The sequence below is a fragment of the Nocardia sp. NPDC019323 genome (assembly GCF_044389845.1).
Lineage (GTDB): Bacteria > Actinomycetota > Actinomycetes > Mycobacteriales > Mycobacteriaceae > Nocardia > Nocardia implantans.
In genome coordinates this window covers 795208-816703 of the sequence record NZ_JBIRYN010000002.1, presented here as the reverse complement: position 1 = coordinate 816703, position 21496 = coordinate 795208, and the positions used below count along the sequence as shown (strand labels likewise).

13 protein-coding genes are annotated in these 21496 nt (G+C 70.8%); 4 read left to right on the top strand and 9 right to left on the bottom strand.

Annotated elements, in window-relative coordinates:
- Positions 1 to 246: 246 nt before the first annotated feature.
- From ACH49X_RS11125 to dnaK, 5 genes are all read right to left on the bottom strand, one after another.
- The gene (locus ACH49X_RS11125; protein ID WP_195080845.1) at positions 247 to 1416 is read right to left on the bottom strand and encodes an FAD-binding oxidoreductase; all 1170 of its coding nucleotides are present in this window, start codon (positions 1414 to 1416) and stop codon (positions 247 to 249) included.
- A gap of 531 nt (positions 1417 to 1947) precedes the next feature.
- Complete coding sequence (locus ACH49X_RS11120) at positions 1948 to 2367, bottom strand: heat shock protein transcriptional repressor HspR (RefSeq protein WP_195080846.1); 420 nt, start codon at positions 2365 to 2367, stop codon at positions 1948 to 1950.
- Positions 2367 to 3530, bottom strand: a complete 1164-nt coding sequence (gene dnaJ, locus ACH49X_RS11115) for a molecular chaperone DnaJ (protein WP_195080847.1) — start codon at positions 3528 to 3530, stop codon at positions 2367 to 2369. The genes ACH49X_RS11120 and dnaJ overlap by 1 nt, the downstream gene beginning before the upstream one ends.
- Before the next feature lie 24 nt (positions 3531 to 3554).
- The gene (gene grpE, locus ACH49X_RS11110) at positions 3555 to 4214 is read right to left on the bottom strand and encodes a nucleotide exchange factor GrpE (protein WP_195080848.1); all 660 of its coding nucleotides are present in this window, start codon (positions 4212 to 4214) and stop codon (positions 3555 to 3557) included.
- Positions 4211 to 6058 carry a molecular chaperone DnaK gene (dnaK, locus tag ACH49X_RS11105; protein ID WP_195080849.1) on the bottom strand — a complete coding sequence of 616 codons (1848 nt, stop codon included), beginning with the start codon at positions 6056 to 6058 and terminating at the stop codon, positions 4211 to 4213. The genes grpE and dnaK overlap by 4 nt, the downstream gene beginning before the upstream one ends.
- A 379-nt stretch (positions 6059 to 6437) precedes the next feature.
- Between dnaK and ACH49X_RS11100 the strand changes: the two genes are divergently transcribed.
- The gene (locus ACH49X_RS11100; RefSeq protein WP_195080850.1) at positions 6438 to 7601 is read left to right on the top strand and encodes a zinc-binding dehydrogenase; all 1164 of its coding nucleotides are present in this window, start codon (positions 6438 to 6440) and stop codon (positions 7599 to 7601) included.
- A gap of 6 nt (positions 7602 to 7607) precedes the next feature.
- On the opposite strand, the gene ACH49X_RS11095 is transcribed toward ACH49X_RS11100, so the two are convergent.
- From ACH49X_RS11095 to ACH49X_RS11080, 4 genes are all read right to left on the bottom strand, one after another.
- Entirely contained in the window at positions 7608 to 8252 is a 645-nt protein-coding gene (locus ACH49X_RS11095) for an endonuclease (RefSeq protein ID WP_195080851.1), read from the bottom strand.
- A gap of 124 nt (positions 8253 to 8376) precedes the next feature.
- The gene (locus ACH49X_RS11090; protein ID WP_357110544.1) at positions 8377 to 9930 is read right to left on the bottom strand and encodes a dynamin family protein; all 1554 of its coding nucleotides are present in this window, start codon (positions 9928 to 9930) and stop codon (positions 8377 to 8379) included.
- A complete protein-coding gene (locus ACH49X_RS11085; RefSeq protein WP_357208891.1) occupies positions 9927 to 11789 on the bottom strand; it encodes a dynamin family protein in 1863 nt (620 codons plus the stop codon). Before ACH49X_RS11085 ends, ACH49X_RS11090 begins: the two co-directional genes overlap by 4 nt.
- Before the next feature lie 37 nt (positions 11790 to 11826).
- Entirely contained in the window at positions 11827 to 15543 is a 3717-nt protein-coding gene (locus tag ACH49X_RS11080; protein ID WP_357208893.1) for an IniB N-terminal domain-containing protein, read from the bottom strand.
- A gap of 297 nt (positions 15544 to 15840) precedes the next feature.
- On the opposite strand from ACH49X_RS11080, the gene ACH49X_RS11075 reads away from it, so the two are divergent.
- Genes ACH49X_RS11075 through ACH49X_RS11065 form a run of 3 tightly spaced genes read left to right on the top strand, consistent with a single transcriptional unit; the run spans position 15841 to position 21360 of the window.
- On the top strand, positions 15841 to 17625 hold the full coding sequence (locus ACH49X_RS11075) for an Hsp70 family protein (protein WP_195080855.1): 1785 nt from the start codon (positions 15841 to 15843) through the stop codon (positions 17623 to 17625).
- The gene (locus tag ACH49X_RS11070; protein ID WP_357110535.1) at positions 17618 to 20203 is read left to right on the top strand and encodes a LuxR C-terminal-related transcriptional regulator; all 2586 of its coding nucleotides are present in this window, start codon (positions 17618 to 17620) and stop codon (positions 20201 to 20203) included. The genes ACH49X_RS11075 and ACH49X_RS11070 overlap by 8 nt, the downstream gene beginning before the upstream one ends.
- Positions 20204 to 20250: 47 nt before the next feature.
- Positions 20251 to 21360, top strand: coding sequence for a hypothetical protein (locus tag ACH49X_RS11065; RefSeq protein ID WP_357208895.1), 1110 nt, complete (start codon positions 20251 to 20253; stop codon positions 21358 to 21360).
- Positions 21361 to 21496 lie beyond the last annotated feature (136 nt).

Here is a 21496-nt window from a genome sequence, read left to right as displayed (position 1 = left end):
GACTGCCCGAACCCACGCAACCACACTGGTGGATCACCGGTCTCGAGCAAAGCGCCCATCAAGCATCCGAAGCGGTTCCATCAGCGACGACCCCGGAACCCCACGGCAACGAGGGAACCCCTGGATAGCGCGATCACCACTGACGCAACCAAACCAGCTCAACCACCGGTTTCGAGCGAAGCGAGACCGAGCATCCGCCGTTCGCAGCGCCGCAGGCGCTGCAAATCAAACACAGCAGGCGCTGGACTAATAGAGCGGATCGTGGCGGATGTTCTTCGCGAGCGTGCCCGCTGCCATGAGGCGGAACTTGGTGGTCTGCACCATCGACGGTGAACCGACGATCTGCACGTCACGGTCGGACCAGGCGCCGTAACTGGCGACCACCTTGCCGATCTGGCCGGTGACCCGTGGTTCCACGCCGGGCCATGTGGTGCGCGGTTCCTCCGGTTCGGCGTACCACCAGGGGTTCTCGTCGTGTTCGCTCACCGGCGTGACCGTGAGCCAGCGGTTGGCCATGGCCAGCTTGCTCAAGGTTTCCAGGTCGTAGAGGTCGCACGGGTGGTGGCCGCCGACGAACAGGTGCACCTTCGGGTTGGTCCGCCGCATCGCCATCGCCATCAGCTGCGCACGCAGCGGCGCGATGCCGGTGCCGCAGCCGACCATCAGCATCTTGCGTTTGGCGTTGCGCGGAACGCCCAAGCCGCCCAGCGGTGAGCCGAGCAGCCACTGGTCGCCGACGGCGGTCTGGCCGACGATGGCGGAGCTGACCCAGCCGCCCAGCACGCTGCGGACGTGGAATTCGATCTCACCGTTGGCATTCGCGGGCACGGCGGGCGAGAGGTAGCGCCACATGCGCGGCCGTGACGGGATCTGCACGCTCAGGTACTGGCCCGCGGCGTAGCGCATCGGCTGATCCAGTTGCAGCCGGACGACGACCAGGTTGCGCAGCACCTCGCGGCGTTCGATCACCGTTCCGGTCCACGCCGACGGCGTGGTCTCCTTCTCCGCGGCGCCGATCATGGTGTCGGAGATGATCTTCAGGCCCTCGTCCCAGGCCCGGTCCACCTCGTCGGTCCACATCTCGGTGCCGGCGAACACCTTCACGGCGGTCTTCAGCGCCGTGGAGACGGCGGCATAGTGCGCGGGCTGCACACCGTACTTGCGGTGGTCCCTGCCGAGCTGGGACAGGAAGGGCAGCAGCTTGTCGGGCTCTTCCAACCGGTCCAGCGCGTAGGAGATCGCCTTGACCAGCCGGTCGCGCTGGAGGTCCATCGCGGCGGGAAAGAAATCGCGGACGTGCGGGTAGTCGGTGAACAAGATCGCGTAGAACGATCTCGCCAGTTTCTCCGGCCCCCCATCCTCCGCAGCAACCGCCTTGAAAGTAGTTCTGATCAAAGCGACAGCGCGTGAATCCATCGGTATCACAACCCCATTTCGCACTCGTTCACGAACCATGCCGGCGAGTGAGGTGCTGCGGGGCCACTCGACAGCAGCCGATGGAAAGGAGTGTAGGCGAGGTTTGCCAGCAACGGAATCTTTCGAAGGAACATCCCGCTCGGAATTTCGTCGAAACGAGGATATTCCGGGAGACACGCCAGAGAAACCGACTGAGAGACCGTAGATTCCACAGGTAATTGGTCTTCCACACCCCGGATCGACAAGGGACACTTAGGAAATTACGTCCCGACTGGTCTGTTCTAGCGACTTCGGGGCAACACCACAACTGGCGCAGATGGATCGAATCGGGCAAACCGATACGGTTGCGTAAGCGAGTCTATGGTAGAAATTCCCAGTTGATTCGACAACGAAATGACCTATGTCTAGCCGCTTCTGTCGAACATGTTCTGGTTTATTCTCAGCAAATCTGTGACACACAGGGCGCGAACGTCGAAGGCCCCGGCGCCGGATCGCGAAGTGCGACCGAGGCCGGGGCCGTCGTCGTTTCGGTTATCGTCTGCGCTGGCCGTCTTCGCGACGGTGCCGCGGCTGCCAGACGACCAGCGCGGTACTGCGCTGCTGCGGAACGAGATCCGGGCGGTAGGCCGCCCGCGTCCGCTCCAGCTCGGCCGACAGTTCCGCGACCTGCCGGCGCAGCTCCTCCACCTGATTGGTCAGTTCGATGATGCGCTTGATGCCCGCCAGGTTGACGCCCTCGTCCTGGGACAGCCGCTGCACCTCGCGCAGCAGCTCCACGTCCCGGGCCGAGTAGCGCCGACCACCGCCCGAAGTACGTTGCGGCGTGACCAGTCCCAGACGGTCATACGTGCGCAGCGTCTGCGCGTGCATGCCGGCCAGCTGGGCCGCCACCGAGATCATGAAGAACTCGGCCCGTGACCCGCCGGACGCGTTCTTCGGTTCCGAGGACATCACGCACCTGCCCATCCCGCACGTGGATCGAAGCCGCCCGCTCGCTCCGCCTCCTGATAGCGCTTCAGCGCCTCGATGGCGTTGTCGTCCAGCTTCTGCGGCACGGCGACCTTCACCGTGACCAGCAGATCGCCCGCGCCACCACCGCGCTTGGGCACGCCGCGGCCGCGTACCCGCAGGGTACGGCCGTCCGCGGTGCCCGGAGGCACCTTGACGCCGACCCGCCCGTCCAGCGTGGGCACCGAAACCGTGGTGCCGAGGACCAATTCACTGTAACTGACCGGAAGCACCAGGGTCAGGTCGTCGCCGTTGCGGCCGAAGACCTTGTCCTGGCTGACGTGCACGGTGACATACAGGTCGCCCGAAGGCGCCCCGCGCAGCCCCGCCTCGCCCTGACCGGCCAGCCGGATGCGTTGCCCGTCACCGACTCCGGGCGGAATCCGCACCGTGATGGTGCGCGTGCGGTTCTGGATGCCGCTGCCCTGGCAGTCGAGGCACGGGTCGTCGATGATCGACCCGCTGCCACGGCACTCGTCGCACGGCTCGCTGAAGCCGAACGCGCCCTGGTTGCGGCTGACGATGCCGGTCCCGTTGCAGATCGGGCACACTCGCGGACTCGTGCCCGGTTTGGCTCCGCTGCCGTGACACGTGGTGCACGGCGACGGGCTGGTCATCCGCAGCGGAACCGTGACGCCCTGAGCCGCCTCCCGGAAACCGAGCGTGGTCTCGGTCTCCACGTCGGCGCCGCGGCGGGGGCGGCTCGAGGTCCGCGTGCCGCCGCCCCGGTTGAACAGACCGCCGAGCAGGTCGCCGAGGCCACCTTCGGCGGCACCCGCGGCGCCGCCGAAGAGGTCCCCGAGGTTGAACTCCTGCGAGAAGCCGCCGCCCGCGCCGGACCCGAACCCACCGCGACCGTAGCCGCCACCCGCGAAGAGCTTGCGGGTGTCGTCGTACTCCTTGCGCTTGGCCGGATCCGACAGGACGGCGTGCGCCTCGCTGACGGCCTTGAACCGCTCCTCGGCTTTGGTGTCACCGGGGTTGGCGTCCGGGTGCAAGTCGCGGGCGAGCTTGCGATAGGCCTTCTTGATCTCGTCCTGCGAGGCGCCGGAGGAAACACCCAGCTCCTTGTAGAAGTCCTTTTCGATCCACTCCCGTTGGCTCACCGAGCATCTCCTCCTCTCGCATCCTTATTGTTCGTTCGCGCCGGCATCAACATCCGATGCCTCTTCAGTCGGTGGAACAGCGTTTTCCTTCACATCGGCCACGCCGTCGGTTACCCCGACGAGCGCGTGCCGAAGCACCCTATCGCCGAAGCGATAGCCCTTGCGCATCACAATGCCGATCACCGGGTCGTGGCCGGAGCCCTCGTGCTGCACGGCCTCGTGCAGGGTCGGGTCGAAAGGCTCGCCCTCCGAACCGAACTCCTCGAGACCCTGCTTGAGCAGCGCGGCCGACAGCTTGTCGGCCACCGACTTCAGCGGGCCCGCCTCCAGGTCACCGTGCGCCCGCGCGCGGTCGAGATCGTCGAGCACGCCGAGCAGCTCGGTGACCACCGACGCCTTGGCGGCATCGATCGCGGCCTTGCGGTCGCGCTCGACCCGCCGCCGGTAGTTGGCGTACTCCGCGGTCAGCCGCTGCAGGTCGGCGGTGCGCTCGGCGAGCTCGCCGCTGATGGTGTCGGCGAGGGCGTCGCCGTTGCCGGTTTCCACGCCCTCGTCCGCCTGCGGGGCCTGCGCGGCCGCGGCGCCGTTGTCCGCGGCCTGCTGCCGGACGTCACCGGTCTCCGGATCGATCTTCCGGTTGTCGACGAAGGTGATCGGCTCCTTCTCGGAGTTGGCCTCGGTCACTTCTTCTCCGTGTCGACCGGCTCGTCCACGACCTCGGCGTCCACGACCTGGTCATCCGACGCGGCGCTGGACGCGCCGTTGCCCTGCGCGGCGGCGTCCGCCGCGGAGGCCTCGTAGATGGCCTGGCCGAGCGCCTGCGACTCGGTCGCCAGCTTCTCCACCGCCGCCTTGACCGCGGCGATGTCGGTGCCCTTCAGCGCCTCGTTCGCCTCGGCGATGGCCGCCTCGACCTTGGTCTTGACGTCCGCGGGGACCTTGTCCTCGTTCTCCTTGATGAACTTCTCGGTCTGGTGGACCAGCGACTCGGCCTGGTTGCGGGTCTCCGCCTCCTCGCGACGCGCCTTGTCCTCGGCCGCGTGCGCCTCGGCGTCCTTGATCATCCGGTCGATCTCCTCCTTGGACAGGCCGGAGCCGTCCTGGATCTTGATCGTGTTCTCCTTGCCGGTGCCCTTGTCCTTCGCGGTGACGTGCACGATGCCGTTGGCGTCGATGTCGAAGGTGACCTCGATCTGCGGCACGCCGCGCGGGGCCGGCGGGATGCCGGTCAGCTCGAAGGAGCCGAGCAGCTTGTTGTGCGAGGCGATCTCGCGCTCACCCTGGAACACCTGGATCTGCACCGACGGCTGGTTGTCGTCGGCCGTGGTGAAGGTCTCCGAGCGCTTGGTCGGAATGGTCGTGTTGCGCTCGATGAGCTTGGTCATCACGCCGCCCTTGGTCTCGATGCCCAGCGACAGCGGGGTCACGTCGAGCAGCAGGACGTCCTTGACCTCACCCTTGAGCACACCGGCCTGCAGGGCGGCGCCGACGGCGACGACCTCGTCCGGGTTCACGCCCTTGTTGGGCTCCTTGCCGCCGGTCAGTTCCTTGACCAGATCGGAGACGGCGGGCATACGGGTGGAGCCGCCGACGAGCACCACGTGGTCGATGTCGGACACCTTGATGCCCGCGTCCTTGATCACGGACTGGAACGGCGCGCGGGTGCGGTCGAGCAGGTCCGAGGTGATCTTCTGGAACTCGGCGCGGGTCAGCTGCTCGTCGAGGAACAGCGGGTTCTTGTCCGCGTCGACGGTGATGTAGGGCAGGTTGATCGAGGTGCTCTGCGAGGAGCTCAGCTCGATCTTGGCCTTCTCGGCGGCCTCACGCAGCCGCTGCATGGCCATCTTGTCCTTGGTCAGGTCGATGCCCGAGCTGGCCTTGAACTTGTCGACCAGCCACTGCACGACCCGCTCGTCCCAGTCGTCGCCACCGAGGTGGTTGTCGCCGGAGGTGGCGCGGACCTCGACGACGCCCTCGCCGATTTCCAGCAGCGAGACGTCGAAGGTGCCGCCACCGAGGTCGAAGACCAGAATGGTCTGTTCCTTGTCGCCCTTGTCCAGGCCGTAGGCCAGCGCCGCCGCGGTGGGCTCGTTGACGATGCGCAGGACGTTCAGGCCCGCGATCTGGCCTGCTTCCTTCGTGGCCTGCCGCTGGGCGTCCTCGAAGTAGGCGGGCACGGTGATGACCGCGTCGGTGATCTCCTCACCGAGGTAGGCCTCCGCGTCGCGCTTCAGCTTCATCAGCGTGCGGGCGCTGATCTCCTGCGGCGTGTACTTCTTGCCATCGATCTCGACGGTCCAGTCGGTGCCGATGTGCCGCTTGACGGAGCGAATGGTGCGGTCGACGTTGGTGACAGCCTGGTTCTTGGCCGGCTGGCCGACCAGTACCTCGCCGTTCTTCGCGAACGCGACGATCGACGGGGTGGTGCGCGATCCTTCCGAGTTGGCGACGACGACCGGCTCGCCGCCTTCGAGAACGGCGACGACCGAGTTCGTGGTCCCGAGGTCGATTCCGACCGCACGAGCCATGGTGGTTCCTCCTAATTGACGTACCAATGTGTGTCGGTGCCGGGCGAAAACCGCCCTGTGGCGCCGCGAAGGACGCCGCGAGACCTCGCCCCTAGCACCTCACGGAGCACGGCCCCAGCAACACTGAGCGTGGTCGGCTCAATCCTGCCCCGCAGGAGTCTCGGAGTCAACCGAAACTTGAGTCCTGCACGCTCAATCTTGTCGAATAGCTCAACGGGCTAGTCGCGCGTTTAATTCCCCGGAGGCGGCACGTAGATGTGATCTGCGTCATACATCGAGGGCGCTGGACGGCCCCCTGAGCGAGTGCGGCCGGGATCGTGGCCGCAGTAGGGTGACGGCGGGGCACCCCATCCGTGCGCCGTCGATCCGAGGAGTCGCCATGAGGGCCGCCGTCGTCACCGCCGCCGAATTCGAGGTCACGGAGGTGCCGACGCCACGGCCCGGTCCGGGGCAACTGCTGATCGACGTGGCGCGCTGCGGTATCTGCGGCTCCGACCTGCATGCCCGCACCCATGCCGACGAACTGGCCGACCTGGCCGTGGCCACGGGCTACGACCACTTCATGCGTTCGGATCAGAGCGTGGTGCTCGGCCACGAATTCAGCGGCACCGTGGTCGACTACGGGCCGGAGTGCCGGAAGCGGTGGAAGACGGGAACGCCGGTGGTGGCCCTGCCGATCGTCCGGCACGGCGGGCAACCCCACCTGGTCGGACTGTCGACCGCGGCGCCCGGCGGTTACGCCGAACAGGTGGTGGTCCAGGAATCGATGACCATGCCGGTGCCCAACGGGTTGTCCGCCGAGCACGCCGCGTTGACCGAGCCGATGGCGGTGGCCTGGCACGCCGTGCGCAGGGGCCGGGTCGGCAAGGGGCAGACCGCCTTCGTCATCGGTTGCGGGCCGATCGGCCTCGCGGTGATCAGCATGCTGAAGGCCGCGGGCGTGCGCACCGTGGTGGCCAGCGACTTCTCCCCGCGCCGACGGGAACTGGCCACGGCGTGCGGCGCCGACGTCGTGGTGGATCCGGCGACCGAGTCACCCTGGACGGCCGCACCGAAGAAGGGACGGATCAACGGCGTCACCGACATCCTCGGACTCGGGTTCGACACCATGGAACGCTTGCGGCGGGTGCCGAATCTGCCGTGGTGGTACGTCTTCCGCCTCGCTCACACGGTGAACGCGGGACCCGCCGGTCCGGTCGTCTTCGAATGCGTGGGCGTACCCGGGATCATCGATCAGATCCTCGCCGCCGCGCCTCCGCTGTCACGCGTTGTCGTGGTCGGGGTCTGCATGGAGACCGACCGCTTCCATCCCGCCATGGCGATCAACAAGGAGATCGAACTGCGGTTCGTGCTCGGCTACGACCCCGGCGAGTTCCGCGACACCCTGCACATGCTCGCCGAGGGAAAGGTCGACCCGAGCCCGCTGATCACCGGGACCGTCGGGCTGGACGGCGTCGCGGACGCCTTCGCCGCGCTCGGCAACCCGCAGCGGCACGCGAAGATCCTGATCGACCCGCGCGCAGCGGGCGCCGCCACCGCCTGAGCTCGATCAGGGCGCGGCGGCCAAGACCTCGTCGGCGATCTTCTCGTCCAGCGTCACCCGCACCAGCGCGGCGGCGAGTTCGGCGGTGTGGTGATCCGGCGCCAGCCGCGCCAGCCGGTCGGGATCCTCCGGCAACTGGACGCGCTTGGCGCCGCGCAGAGCGCGTTCGTCGAAGTGCGGCCGGACCCAGGTCCAGATGTCCTGGATCTCGCGCAGGAAGATATGGGCTCCGGTCGGACCGATCCCGTCGAACTCTTGCAGCAGTTCCGCGGCGCGCTGCGGGTCGTTGTCCGCTTTCTTCGCCAGTTCCCGCAGGTCACCGTGGTAGCGATCGAGCAGGCGCAACGCATTGTGGTGCAGTCGCGTCGCGGTGCTCTCGTCGTAGCGGCGGTAGTTCCCTCGCCCCAGCGCGTCGACCAACTCCTGCCACTGCGCGTCCGCGACCCGGTGCGGCGTCCGGTAGCCGCTGCTGATCAGTTCTCGCGTGGCCCCGATCGCGATCTCCGCGGAGATACGGGCGCTGAGCAGCTGGGAAAGCATGAGCAACTGGAAAAGTGCGGCCGGTTTGTCGTCGAGGGTGATGCCCGCTTCCTCGGCATATCCCGTGCCCGCACGGACGAGCAATTCGTGTACGACGTCCTCTTGGCTCATCGTTACCTCCTCTCGCTACCAGGGCGCATACCCGGCCCCACGGCGACTACACCGGCGGCGGTCAGCGGGGAATACGCCCGTCGCCGCAGGTCACGGCGCTTCGGAGGCGGTATTCACCGGCCGATCATTCCGGCAGCACGCTCAGCGTGCCTTCCGCGCTGCGAGCGGCGGTCAGGCACGCCGTGGCGGTGAATTGGTCGGCGAGCGGGTGACGCGCCCGCGCGCGCCATTTCCGCACCGCGGCCATCGCCTGGGCGCGCTGCGCCGGCAGCGGCGCGTCGGCGGGGAGACCCAGGCGCAGATGCGGTGCGATCCCGGAGCCGCCGATGAGGCGGTGCAGCTCGGCGAGATCGTCGGCGGGCAGCGCCAGTTCGTCGGTGCGCAGGCGGCCGAGCAGGCGCAGCTCGGCGAAACCGTGTACGTCCGCGAGCAAGGTGCGCACCCTGGGCAGCAGGCGATCGGCCTGGGTGCCTCGGTAGGCGGTCAGCACCCGGGCCAGCGCGGTCAGCGCGGAGTGCGCCTTGAGCTGATCGGCGCGCTGACCGAACTGCACGTCCAGCACCGAGCGCAGTTCGTCCACGCCGCTGCGACTGGTCAATTCGGCGGCAAGGGTGGCCGAGTCGCGCACGCCGAGCCGAATCAGCGTGACCGCCATCCGGATGCCGAACAACCCGAACCGCTCGGCGAGCTGGGCGCGCAGCTCCGGCGGGACCGGAAGCGGCACGTCGGCGCGCGCGAAACGGTCCGCCGAGAGCAACGCGGCGCTCAGGTCGTCGACCGGGACCCGCGCCAGCGCCTCGAAAGCCGCGAACTCCTGCTGACGCAGCGTCGCCGCGGCGAACGCGAGCAGCCCGGCGACCGGGATCACGGCCTGGCACAAGCCCGTCCGTTCCAATTCCCCGGCGAAACGCGCGGCGACCTCACGCGCCGAGTGCAGCGCGTCGATGCGGCCGGCGCCGATCTCGTCGGCCCGCGAGACCACCCCGACAATGCCCAGCGGACCCGGCGCGCCCGGTCCGCCGTTGGCGGCGGCGGTGCCCGCGCCGACGCGCTCGAGGAACTGCACGTCCGTCGCGTCCAACCGGCGCAGCAGATAGACCACCGCGTCGGCGCCCGGAATGGCGATGCTCTGCTCGGACCGCTCCTCGTCCGCGCCGGGGGTCAGCAGACGCGCGGTGCGCCGCGAGACCTCGCGCGACAGCGACGAGGTGCCGGGAGTGTCGATGATGGTGGTGTGCGCGAGCGTCGCGGCGGGCCACTCGACTTCGAGATGGTCGACCTCGCGCGGGGCCGGGGCGTTCCAGTTCAGTCGGTCCAGGTCGAAGGTCAGCCCGTGCGTCCCGCTGCCGCGGCGGACCACTACGTGCGCGCGGGCGCCGTCGGGGGCGTAGGCGGTCACGCTGGGCGTGGAACCGTACCGGTACCAGGTGACCACCCTGGTGCACTCGGTCGCGTCGGTGGGAGCGATGTCCTGTCCGACAAGCGAATTCAGCAGGGTGGATTTGCCCGCCTTGATCGAACCGGCGAGCGCGACCCGCAGCGGCTGATCCAATCTGCGGGCGCAGTCGGCCAGCAGGGCGCGCGGCCGCGGCTCCCCCGCGAGCGCTGCCTGCGCCGCCCCGACCAGCCGATGCGCCTCGGCGACGATTCCCGGCACCGCGTCACCATCACGTCTCACGGGGTTACCGTACCGGCGGGTCCCATCGGTAGTGCGGTCTGCATGGCATCGGCGTAGCGGCGCAGTTCGGCGACCACGCGCAGCTGCTGTTCCAGCTGCGCACCGCGTTCGGCGCGGCGGGTGGCCACCATGTTCGCCGCCTCCTGCGCGGCCCGCAGCGACTCGTCGATCGAGCGCAGACTGCGTTCGGCGACGCCGGCGTAGTGGTCGCGCAGGGCGCGGTGGATCCGGTGCAGCCGATCCTTCGACTCCTTGCCCGCCTGGAACGCCACATCGTCGACGAAACGGCGCACCGCCGCCTTCGCTTCGTTGCGCCGCTTGGCCAGCCTGGCCTGCTTGTCGTCGCGGAACGCCTTGCCGCCCACGATCAATCCCGCGCCGATCGAGATCGGGTTGAGCATCGCGAGGCCGGCGAAGGTGCTGGCGAGCCCGACCATGAGCACGCCGCCGTAGGAGCCGCGCATGCCGACGAGCAGCTTGCTGCCGAAACCGATGTCCGGCTCGAGATCGGCGAGCGTGCCGGTGACGGCGCGGCCGGTGTCGGCGCCGGCGCCGGGGCGCACGTCCGGCAGGTCGACGGCGCCCAGTTCGGCGAAGTGCTCGGCGACGCGCTCGGCGAGCTGGATCGCGCGCGCGTGGGTCCACAGCAGGTTGTCGCCGAGCGCGGTGTCGACGGTGCCGGTGAGGTGTTCGGCGATGCGGTCCCAGTGCCGGCCTGGATCGTGCTCGTCGATCCATTCCTCGGTGGTGCGCGCGAGATTGCGCAGGCGGTCGCGCAGATCGTGGTCGACGTCCCCGGCCAGGTCGGTGATGCCGTCGGCGAGCGTCTGCTGCCAGGCGGCGGTCCTGCGGTGCAGTTCCTCCGCCGCGGAACGGGCGGATTGCAGCTCGCGCACCGCCGCCGCGCCCTGCGCCGGATCGCGGACCGCGACCAATTCACTGCCGAGAGCCAGCGCGAGATGCTCGGCGGCGGACCGGATGTCGCGGGCGACGGCGGTGCGAGTGGCCAGCTGATCGCGCGCGACCACCTGGTCGCGCAGGAAGGTGTACAGCACGCCGAAGCCGGATTCGACACCCAACTGCGGGTCCTGCAACCGCATGGCGTGACTGCGCAGCAGCGACGACACCGGGATCATCGGCACGTCCAGGCGGGCGCGCGCGAGATGGCCCAGATCGGCTTCGTGCACCTGACGCCAGTGCGGGTACAAGTCGGTCTTGGTGAGCAGCAGCGCCACCGTCGGGCACAGTTCCCGCACCTGCCGCAGGAACGCCAGCTCGGGTTCGGTGAGTTCGGTCGAGGCGTCCGAGAGCACCAGCACCGCGTCCGCGGCGGGCACCAATCCGAGCACGCCTGCCGCGTGGGCATTGCCGTGGCCGCCGACGCCCGGGGTGTCGATCAGCACGATGCCATCGGCCAGCAGCGCGTTGGGGATCTGCACCTCGAGGCGCACGATCCGCCGCCCCTGCGCGACCGGGGCGCGCTGGTCGATCGCGCCGATCTCCGCAATCGGCACCGCCACCCTGGTCTCCGCGCCGCTGGAGTCGCCGTGCGCCGCGAGCACCAGCTCCGCGCGCGGCTCGGGACCGTGCGCGAGCAGCATCGGGACCGCCGTGGTCGCGTCGTCGCCGACCGGGCAGATGTCCAGGTTCAGCAGCGCGTTGACGAAACGGCTCTTGCCCTGGTCGAGCTGCCCGGCGACGACGATGCGCCGCCGTGGGTCGCGGACCCGGTCGGCCGCCACTTCCAGGCGGCCGACCAGATCGTTGCGGCCGGCGGCGCGGGCCGCCGCGATGGTTTCACCGAGTACCGACAGCAGCGGTACCGCCGGTGGAGTGGCGTTCGGCGCGGGTGTCCCCATCGCGGTATGGACCTCTTTCCGTATTACCGGGCAACTGTCAGTGCAGGAATGTATCGCCACCCAGCTCGGCGCCCGCCGAACCGCTGAACTCCGTGCCCGCGTGGCTCTCGCCGAACAGGCCCGCGTCGGCCTGGCCGCTGGCGGAGCTGTCCAGGCCGGAACCGAAAGCGCTCGACACGTCCAGCGAGGACCAGGTGTGCGCGGTCGAGCCGACGCTGCCGCCGAGACCGGCGCCGGTGTCCACCGCACCGTGCGCCGCGCCGCCGGCCGAGCCAGCCAGCCCGGCGCCCGCGTCCGCCGCGCCGCTCACGCTCGAGTGCGCCGCACCGCCGAGTCCGCCCGTGGCGTCGAGACCCGAGGACAGGCCAGAGCTCGCGTGCGAGCCGACGCCGCCGTCCAAACTCGAACCGAAGTGCGCTCCCGCGCTCGAGGCTCCTTCGAGGCCACTCGACAGACCCGCGCCCGCGTTACCCGCAGCGCCGAGTCCAGTCTCCAAGCCCGAACCGAGATGCGCTCCCGCACTCGACGCGCCATCGAGACCACTCGACAGACCCGCACCCACGTTGCCCGCAGCGCCGAGTCCGGTCTCCAGACCCGAACCGGCCGCGCCTTGAATTCCGGCGGCAAGTCCTGCACCGGCTTCCGCACCCGCGCCCAGTCCAGTCGACAGGCCCGAAGCGAGCCCGGCCGAGAGGCCCGAACCCGCCTGAGCGCCGGCATCGATGGCGCCGGTCAGCCCGGTTCCGAGGCCCGTACCGGCCTGTACCGCGCCGCCCACGCCGGTGGACAGGCCCGTTTCCAGGCCGCTGGCACCGTGCAGCCCCGCATCGAACGCGCCACCGAGCCCGCTCTGCAAGCCCCCGCCGACCTGCCCACCGGTGTGCAGCGAGCTGTCCAGTCCACCGCCGAGTTCCGCGCCGGTGTTCACGGCCGCGCCGAGACCCGTCGCGAGCCCGGTCTCCAGACCCGCCGTCGCCTGTGTTCCGAGGTTTCCGGCACCGCCGACGGCGGAGGAGAAGTTGCCTCCGAGCCCCGCGGCCGCGTTACCGGAACCCTGGGCCGCGGAACCGATTCCGCCGGTGAGCCCGGTGGCCGCCTGCCCGCCGGCATCGAGCGCGCCGCCAAGGCCTGCCTCCAGACCGGACCCGATCTGCGCACCCGCGTCGGCCGCCCCGTGCAATCCGGTGGACGCTCCAGCGCCGAGACCGGCACCCGCCTGCGCGCCGCCTCCCAGCGCCGCGTCCAGACCGGTGGTCACCTCACCGGCGCCGTTCAGCGCACCTTCCAGACCCGCTCCGGCGCCGAGGTCACCCGCCGCACCCGCAGCGCCGCCGAGCCCCGCACCAAGACCGGCGGCCAAGTCCGTCGCGGCACCCGCAGAACCATCCACAACCCCTCCCAGGCTCGTCCCCAGACCGGTCGACGCATCAACCGCACCCCCGAGCCCAGCCTGCACACCGGTGCCAACGCCCGCGGCCGCATCCGCAGCGCCACCGAGATTCGCACCGAGACCAGCGGTCAAGTCCATCGCAGCACCGGCCGAACCATCCACAGCCCCACCAACATTCGACCCCAAACCGGTCGACGCATCAACCGCGCCCTCCAGCCCAGCCTGCACACCGGCACCGATACCCGTCGCCGAATTCGCGGCGCCGCCCAGCCCCGCATCGACACCGGCGGAACTATCCACAACCCCTCCCAGGTTCGCGCCCAGGCCGGTTGTCGCGTCCACGGCTCCTCCGAGGCCCGCACCGAGGCCCGTGGTGACATCAGCCGCGCCGTCTAGACCCGCACCGAGACCGGCATCGACAGCACCCGCGATGCCCGCGCCGAGATCGGTTGTCGCGTCGACGGCCCCTTCGAGTCCCGTACCCACACCGGTGCCGAGGTTCGCCACCCCGCCAATCGCGCTGTCGATACCCGCCGTGAGATCGGTCGCCGCACCCGCGGCTCCACCGAGTCCCGCACCCAGGCCTGTGCCGACGTCAGCCGCACCACCCAAGTTCGCGCCGAGGCCGGTCGTCGCGTCGACGGCGCCTTCCAGACCAGCGCCAGCCCCCAGCGCCGCATCCAAACCCGTGGCCAGGCCACCCGCGGCGGCGCCTCCGACACCCGCGCCGACATCAGCGGCACCATTCAAGCCGGCACCGAGCCCGGTCGTCGCATCGATGGCGCCTTCCAGGCCGCCACCTACCTGGGCACCAGCTCCCAGCGCCGCATCCACGCCTGTAGCAAGGCCGCCCGCCGCATCGACAGCTCCGCCGAGACCCGCGCCGAGGCCGGTCGACGCGTCGGCAGCACCCTCCAGGCCCGCGCCGAGACCTGCGGTCAGATCAGTGGCCGCACCCGCGGCCCCGCCCAGACCCGCACCGAGACCCGTGGTGACATCAGTCGCGGCGTTCAGACCGGCACCGAGTCCCGTCGTCGCGTCCACAACGCCTTCCAGTCCAGCGCCGACACCGGTGCCGAGCCCCGCGGTCACATCGGTGGCCGCGCCGAGGCCGGTTTCGAGGCCCGCGCCGATACCGGTGGTGAGGTCCACCGCGCCACCGACCGTGCTATCCAGACCCGCTCCGAGGCCGGTCGTCGCGTCCACAGCGCCCTCGAGACCCGCGCCGAGGCCCGAGGTCACGTCGGTCGCCGCGCCGAGACCACCTTCCAGCCCCGCGTTCAATCCCGCGGAGATGTCCGTGGCGCCCTGCACAGCACCCTCCAGACCTGCGCCGACACCCGTGGTGATGTCCGCCGCGCCACCGATGGCGGTTTCCAGGCCTGCGCCGAGGCCGGTCGTCGCGTCGACGGCACCTCCGATACCGGCGCCCAGACCTGCCCCGAGGTCAGCGCCCGTCTGCACAGCGCCGCCGAGGCCTGCGGTCAGATCGCCCGCGGCGCCCGCCGCGCCTTCCAGACCCGCGCCGAGCCCGGTCGTCAAACCGGTCGTCGCGTCGATCACCCCGCCGAGGCCCGCGCCCAGATCTGCGCCCGCCTGCGCACCGGCGCCCAGAGCGCCTTCCAGGCCCGTGGTCAGACCGGTCGCGGCGTCCACCGCGCCTTCCAGCCCAGCGCCCAAGCCCGCCGCCACGTCCGCCGCGCCTTCCAGGCCCGCGCCGAGGCCCGCACCCGCGCCGATCGCCGCGTCGAGACCGGTGGAGAGGCCGGTCCCCAGTCCGGCGGCGATGTCTCCCGCCCCTTCGGCGTCCAGATCGAGGCCCGCGCCGATGCCGCTGATCACCTGAGCGCCTGCGCCGAGCAGGCCGCCGACGGCGGCGGACAGGTCGGCGCCCGCGTTCACCACGGTGTCGAGGCCCGCGGCCAACCCGGCGCCCAGACCCGCGCCGATCTCCAGCCCGGTGTCGATCGCGGTGTTCAGTCCGCCACCGACGTCGACGCCCGTACCGACACCGAGGTCGACATCGAGGCCGCCACCCGCACCGCCGCCCAGATCCACGCCGAGATCGGCGCCCAGGTCGACTCCGGCATCCGCCACCGCCGCCGCGCCAACGGTGCCCGCCGCGCCGATCGCGGCGGCCGTGCCGGTCTGCGCGCCCGCCGCCACGATGGACTGCAACTGGGAGCCGCCGGTGACCAGCGCCGACTCCGCGACCATCGGGGCGCAGAGGGCGATGTCCTCGGGGGTCACCGCGCTCAGGCCCGCGGCGGCCAGCGCCTGGGTCGGGTTGGCGCAGTACGCGACCGCGGCTTCTTGGTTCCGCAGCAGACCGAGGATGAACTCCAGAATCGCGTTGGGTGTCATGAGAATCTTCTCCTGAGTCCCGGCGGACCTCGCTGATCCGCAGTCGTTGGAATGCAAATCACGCTAGGAGCGCATCGCGTTACGCCGAAACGGGGCGAACCCCTACTACCGGCCGTGGCCACCCGATAGGGGTAAGAGCGAAATTAGGGGAAATTCCCTAAACGTGCCCCTAACGAAGTAACGGCGGATGGCCAGCAACCGACAGAACGGTTGCGTCGGCAACTACAACGCCCAGCGCACCAGCTCGATACACAGCAGCGACACCGGACCTGACAGCTTCTCGAACGGGGTTCTCGAATGACACAGCGCCTGGCGCTCGGCATCACTGTCGGGGCGTCGAATTCGGTCGCCGTGGCGGCTACGGAGGATGGCGACGACGGCCTCGGCCCGTCCGGCGGCGGCTTTCTACGCTCGCATCCGAGCGTGCTGCGACTCTCGCCGGACATGGCGCCCACGCTCGGCGCGGGCGCTCGCTCCGCCGGCCGCCATTCCAGCGACGTTCTGTTGGAGGGCTTCCTCGCCAGGGTCGGCGACCCGGTGGGCATCCTCGCCGAGGACGGGTCGTCCTATTCCGCCCCCGACCTGGTAGCGACCTCGATCGGCTGCCTGGTCGACGAGATCGCCGCCGAGACCGGGCGCGGCGGCGTCCAGGCGACGGTCGCCTGCCACCCGGCCTGGTGGTCGCGGCACACCGTCGACATCCAGCGCGACGCGCTCGAGCGGGCCGGGCTCGGCGAGGTGACGCTGGTGCCGGAGCCGACCGCCGCGATCCGCTGGCTCGACGCCGCGCACGGCAGGACCGGCGACGGCGCGGTGATCGTCCTGGATCTCGGCGCCTCGGGCTCGACGGTTTCGGTGGTACGCACCGGTGAGCACGCCAGCCTGCTCGGCACACCGTTGCGCAGCACCGACGTCGCCGGCGCGGAATTCGATCTGCTGACCATGCGCTATGTCCTGGCTAACGCGGTGCTCGCCGCCGATTTCGATCCGTTCGATCCGATGGTGGAACGCGAATTATCGGCTTTGCGGGAACGCTGCAGGAAAGCGAAAGAAGAGCTTTCCATAAATACCGCGACCGTTGTTCCGGTGCGGTTGGACCCCGCGGATCCGCACGGCAGCACCGTGCGGCTGGTGCGCGGGGAACTGGAAGATCTGCTGCGCGGACCGCTGCTGAGCGCGATGGACCTGATCCGCGACGCGGTGCACCGGGCCGGGCTCGACATCGGCGATGTCGGCCGCGTCCTGCTCACCGGAGGAGGCGGCGCTGTCCCGCTGGTCGCCGAGCTCGTCTCCTCCGAGTTCGGACTGCCCGTCGTGGCCGCTCCCGACCCCGAGCACACCACGGCGCGCGGGGCTGCGCTGCTGGCCGCCGATCTGCTCGCCGCCGAGACCGACCAGCTTCCCTTGGTCGCTCCGGTGGCCGAGGAAGAGACCGTGCCGCAGCCGCGCGCCCTTCCCTCGGCGGGACTCGCGGCGCTGCCAGATGAGCCACCGGCGCGCAGGCGCGCACTGATCAGCCGACCGCGCATGGCGGTGGTGGCCGGTGTCGTGGTCGCCATCGGCCTGCTGGCCACCGGGACGCTCGCGATCGGCACCGGCATCCAATCCGGGCCGGACAATCCCGCCTCGACCGAGCGGTCCACCACCGGCGCCGCCCAAGTCGCCGCGACCTCGGGAGCACAGCCGGTCGACCCCTCCGCTCCGTCCGGCGTCGCCGCGACGGACTCGGCGAGCGCCACCGGCCGACCGAAGACCGGCACCGAAGCGACGCAGGCCGGTTCCCCTTCGTCGGCGGCTGCGGGCACCACCGTGGCCGTGGTGAACAGCGAGCAGAATCCCGATCAACCCGCCCCAGCGCCTGCGGACGCCCCGGCGCAGCAATCCGCCCCGCAGCCGCAACCCCAACAGCCTTCCCCCGCCCCCGCGCCCGCACCTGCGCCGACCAACCCGCCCGCGCCGACCCAGCAGCAGCCACGGCCCACGGTGCCGAGCGCACCGAGCCTGCCGACCGGCGTGCTGGGCGACACCCTCGGCACGGTGCTACGCGCTCCGGGAGAGATCCTGGGAGGCTCCGGTGGCTGATACCGCCTTCGACACCCTTCCCTGCGCCCGGGACCTGTTCCGCGACCTGGATTCCGCCGACGACCAACCGGTGGTCTACCTGATCCGCGGCCGGTCCCAGACCGGCAAGTCGACGCTGCTCGGGGAGATCCGCGCTCGGCTGCGCGCCCGCGGCGTCCCCTTGCAGGACGACATCGCCGCGCTCCAGCACGCGCACGCGCGCAACGGAGCCCACCCGGTGACGCGCACGCCGAACCCGGGCGGCACGGCAGGCGTGACGACCGACACCGCCCGCCCGGCCCTGATCATCGACAACGCCCACACACTGAGCCAGATCGATCTCGAATATCTCTGCAACGCGGTGGAATCCGGGTCGCGCACGATGGTGATCGCCACCCAGCCGCGCCCGCACGACCCGCGGCTGCGGATGCTCGCCGACGCGGTCTCCCGGCGCGGTCGCGTCGTCGACCTGCGCCCGCTCGGCGTCGCGGACATGGCACCGTTCGCCAGGGAACTCGGCATGATGGTGCCGCGCCAAGTCGCGCAGCACATCCATGTGCAGACCGCGGGTATTCGCGGCGGCGTGGTCGCCGCGCTCACGGCCGCCTGCTCGGCGCGTCTGGACGCGGGCATCGCCGCCGTCGACACGGCCGTCGCCACGTGGGCGCGCGGGCTGCTGGAGAACCTGGAGCCCGACCTGCTGGAGACCCTGGTGGTCGCCACCACTGGCACCGGCCTGGACTCCAGCGAGCTCACCGAGGTGCTCGGCGTCGAGCAGGCCGTCGCGCAGGAACTGATCGACCGAGCCAGGGCCAGCGCCCTGGTGACCGATGCCGACCTGCTGCTGGAACCCGCCGTCGCCCCACTGCGCACGCTGCTGGGCGACCGCAGGTTCGTCGCGGTCGAGCGCCGGCTGCTCGGCGCCCGGCTGGAGGCGGGCCTGCTGCGCGACCGCACCGCGCTGCAACTGGCCGAGTCCGGCGTCCGCGATCCTCGGCTGGCCGACTTCCTCGTCGGCGCCGCCGAGCAGGCGGGTCGCGACGCGGTTCGCTATTACGCCGCCGCGGCCGCCGCGGGCGCCGAACTGGATCTGATCGCGCTGCGCTGGGCCGAGGCGGCCGCGAGGACCGGTGACGGCGACACCGCCATGCGGCTGGCCGAGCCGATGCTGGCGCGCTCGGGCAGCACCGGTGCGGAACTGGCGACGGCGGTGCGGATCTGCGCGGCGGTGCTCACCCGCCGCGGGCTGGTCGGGCGCGCGGCGCAGCTGTACACGTGGCTCGGCGGGCACCGGGTGGGCCCGGACTGGGCGGTCGGCGCCACGGTGTTGTGCCTGGCGGGCGACGTGGCGGGCGCGCACGAGATGTCCGCGTCGGCGCCGAAGTGGCCGCCCACCGAAGCGGGCGCGCACGCGCGCTTGATCGCGACCGCGCTCGCGGACACCGTCGAACCGGGCAACAACACCGCGGCGGCGGTATCGGCGCTCGTCCAGGCCGCACACGCGGACGCGGGCGTGGACCGCTTCCTGCCGTGCACGGCGGCGTCGATCGCCACACTGCTCTCCCTCGGCACCGGCGAGCCCCGGCGTGCCCAGGACGCGCTGCGGCGGGCGACCGCGAGCGGGCTGCGCTGCCATCAACTCGACGTGCTCGCGGCCTGGACGGCGATGCTCGGCGGCGACGAGCGCGCCGCCGCCGCCACCGTCGCCGCGCTCGACCACGACCGGCTGGACATGCGCGACCGCTTGCTGGCGCACGGCGTCGCGGTCGGCCTCGCCCGGCGCAGCGGCGATCACACCGCGCTGGCTCGCGCATGGCAGGCGGCATATCCGCTGTTCGACGACGTGCAGGCCGATCTGCTCGCGCTGCTGCCGATCGGGGAACTGTGGCTGGCCGCCATCCGGATGCGCGACGAACGCCGGATCACGCCCCTGGTGGATGCCGCGCTCGCGCTGCTGCGCCGCCTGAACGATCCGCCCGCGTGGTCCAACGCCTTCCATTGGTACGGCGTGCAGGCCGCGATCGCGCACGAGAGTCCCGAGGAGCTGCTGCCGCACGCCCGCGCGTTGAAGGCCGCGGCCGAGGCGGGCGACCGGCACGCCGCCGTGCTGGCCGACGCGGGCCGCACCTGGGTGCTGGTGCTGCGCGGTCAGGTCGTCAGCGCACCGGTGCACGCGGCGGTCGCCGCGCTCACCGAGATCGGCATGACGTGGGACGCCGCCCGGCTGGCCAGCGAGGCGGCGCTCGCGACGCCCGACTCGGCGACCGCCACCGCGCTGCTCAAGCTGGCCCGCACGGTGCGCGCCGAGGCCCGCCCGCAGGAGCCGCAGACTCGTCCGGCGGCACCGGCCGCGCACAACGGCGCCGCCCCGCCGCCGCCCGTGCCGCCGCAGGCCGCGATCCTCAGCGAACGGGAACGCGAAGTGGCGGAACTGGTTCTGCTCGGGCTCACCTATCGCGAGATCGGTGCGCGCCTGTACATTTCGGCGAAGACGGTCGAGCACCACGTCGCGCGCATCCGACGCCGGGTCGGTGCCCGTTCCCGTTCGGAGTTATTGTCGATGCTCCGCGCCATGGGACACGGTTCGCTTCTGGTGTGACCGGGTGCGGTTCCGTCAGCGGGAACGCCGAAGCGAGGTAGGTGAGGATGGCCACTGGGGTTGGCCTGCGCGTCGCCGACGACGAGTGCACGGCGGTCATCGTCACCGACGGTGACGAGCAGCCGAGGTACATCGTCCGTGACTCGGTGCTGCACATGTCCGACGACGGTGACGCCGAACTGGGTGGTCCCCCTCCCACGGGCGATGCCCACTCGATCAGCGGCTTCGTGGCCGCCGTCGGCGACCCGGCGGGCATCCCGGTCGACGACGGCGAGGCCTACCGCGCCGAAGACCTCGTCGCGACCGCCTTGTTCTGCCTGATCAACCTGGCCGCCGAACATCTCAGCGGAGCCGCCGAGTTCTACGCGACGCATCCGGCGGATTGGCCCGCCGAGCAGGTGCGTTCGCTGCGGGACGCGCTGGACTACCTGGGTCTGCGCTCGGTGCTGCTGGTCAGCGAGGGTGAGCTGCCGAGCGCGGCGACCGGAGCCGACGGCAGGTCCTTCGCCCACGACGCGGCCAGAGGGGCGCTGGCGGCCGTGCTCGCCACCCCGGCCGGGGCCACCCCGCCGGACCCGACCACCGCGGAGAACTCGACGGTGGACACCATCGTCATCCCCGCCGTGCCCGCCGCCGACGCGCCGCCGCAGGCGTATTCGGCGGCCATCCCGGTCGCCGAGACGCTCGTGGCCGCGGAATCTGAGCAGCTCGAGAAGCAGCCGCCGCCAATGGTTCCCGCGCCGCGCTCGAAGCGCATGCCGCTGCTGATCGCGGGCGCGGCGGTGATCGGCCTCGTGCTCGGCGGCATCGTGGTGGCCCTGCTGTTCCGCGACGGCGGGGAGACGCCGGTGCCGCCGCTGCCCGACGCCAAGTCCGAGACGACCTCGGTGGTGCCCGCCCCGCCGCCGATCGTGACCAGCACGACCACCACGACCACCGAGCCGCCCGAGCCGCCGGTGGTGATCACCGAGACCACGACGCCGGAGCCGACCACCACCCCGCCGACCACCACCAGCCAGCCGCCGACCACGACGACGCCGAGCACCACCACGCGCACCTCGACGACGCGGACCACCACGCCGTCGACCAACCCGTTCGGTCAGCAGTTGCCGCAGATCCCCACCATCCCCGGGATGGGAATACCGGGTAGTCGGTGATTAGTAGCGTCCTTCTCGGGTTTGTGGCTTAGAGTGTTGCGCTGACCGGGTTGTCGGATGAATTCCCTCACACCGGTCGGTTGCTGGACGAAGACTGTGTGCCAACGGATTCTGCCCGTGGCCACGGATTTAGCTG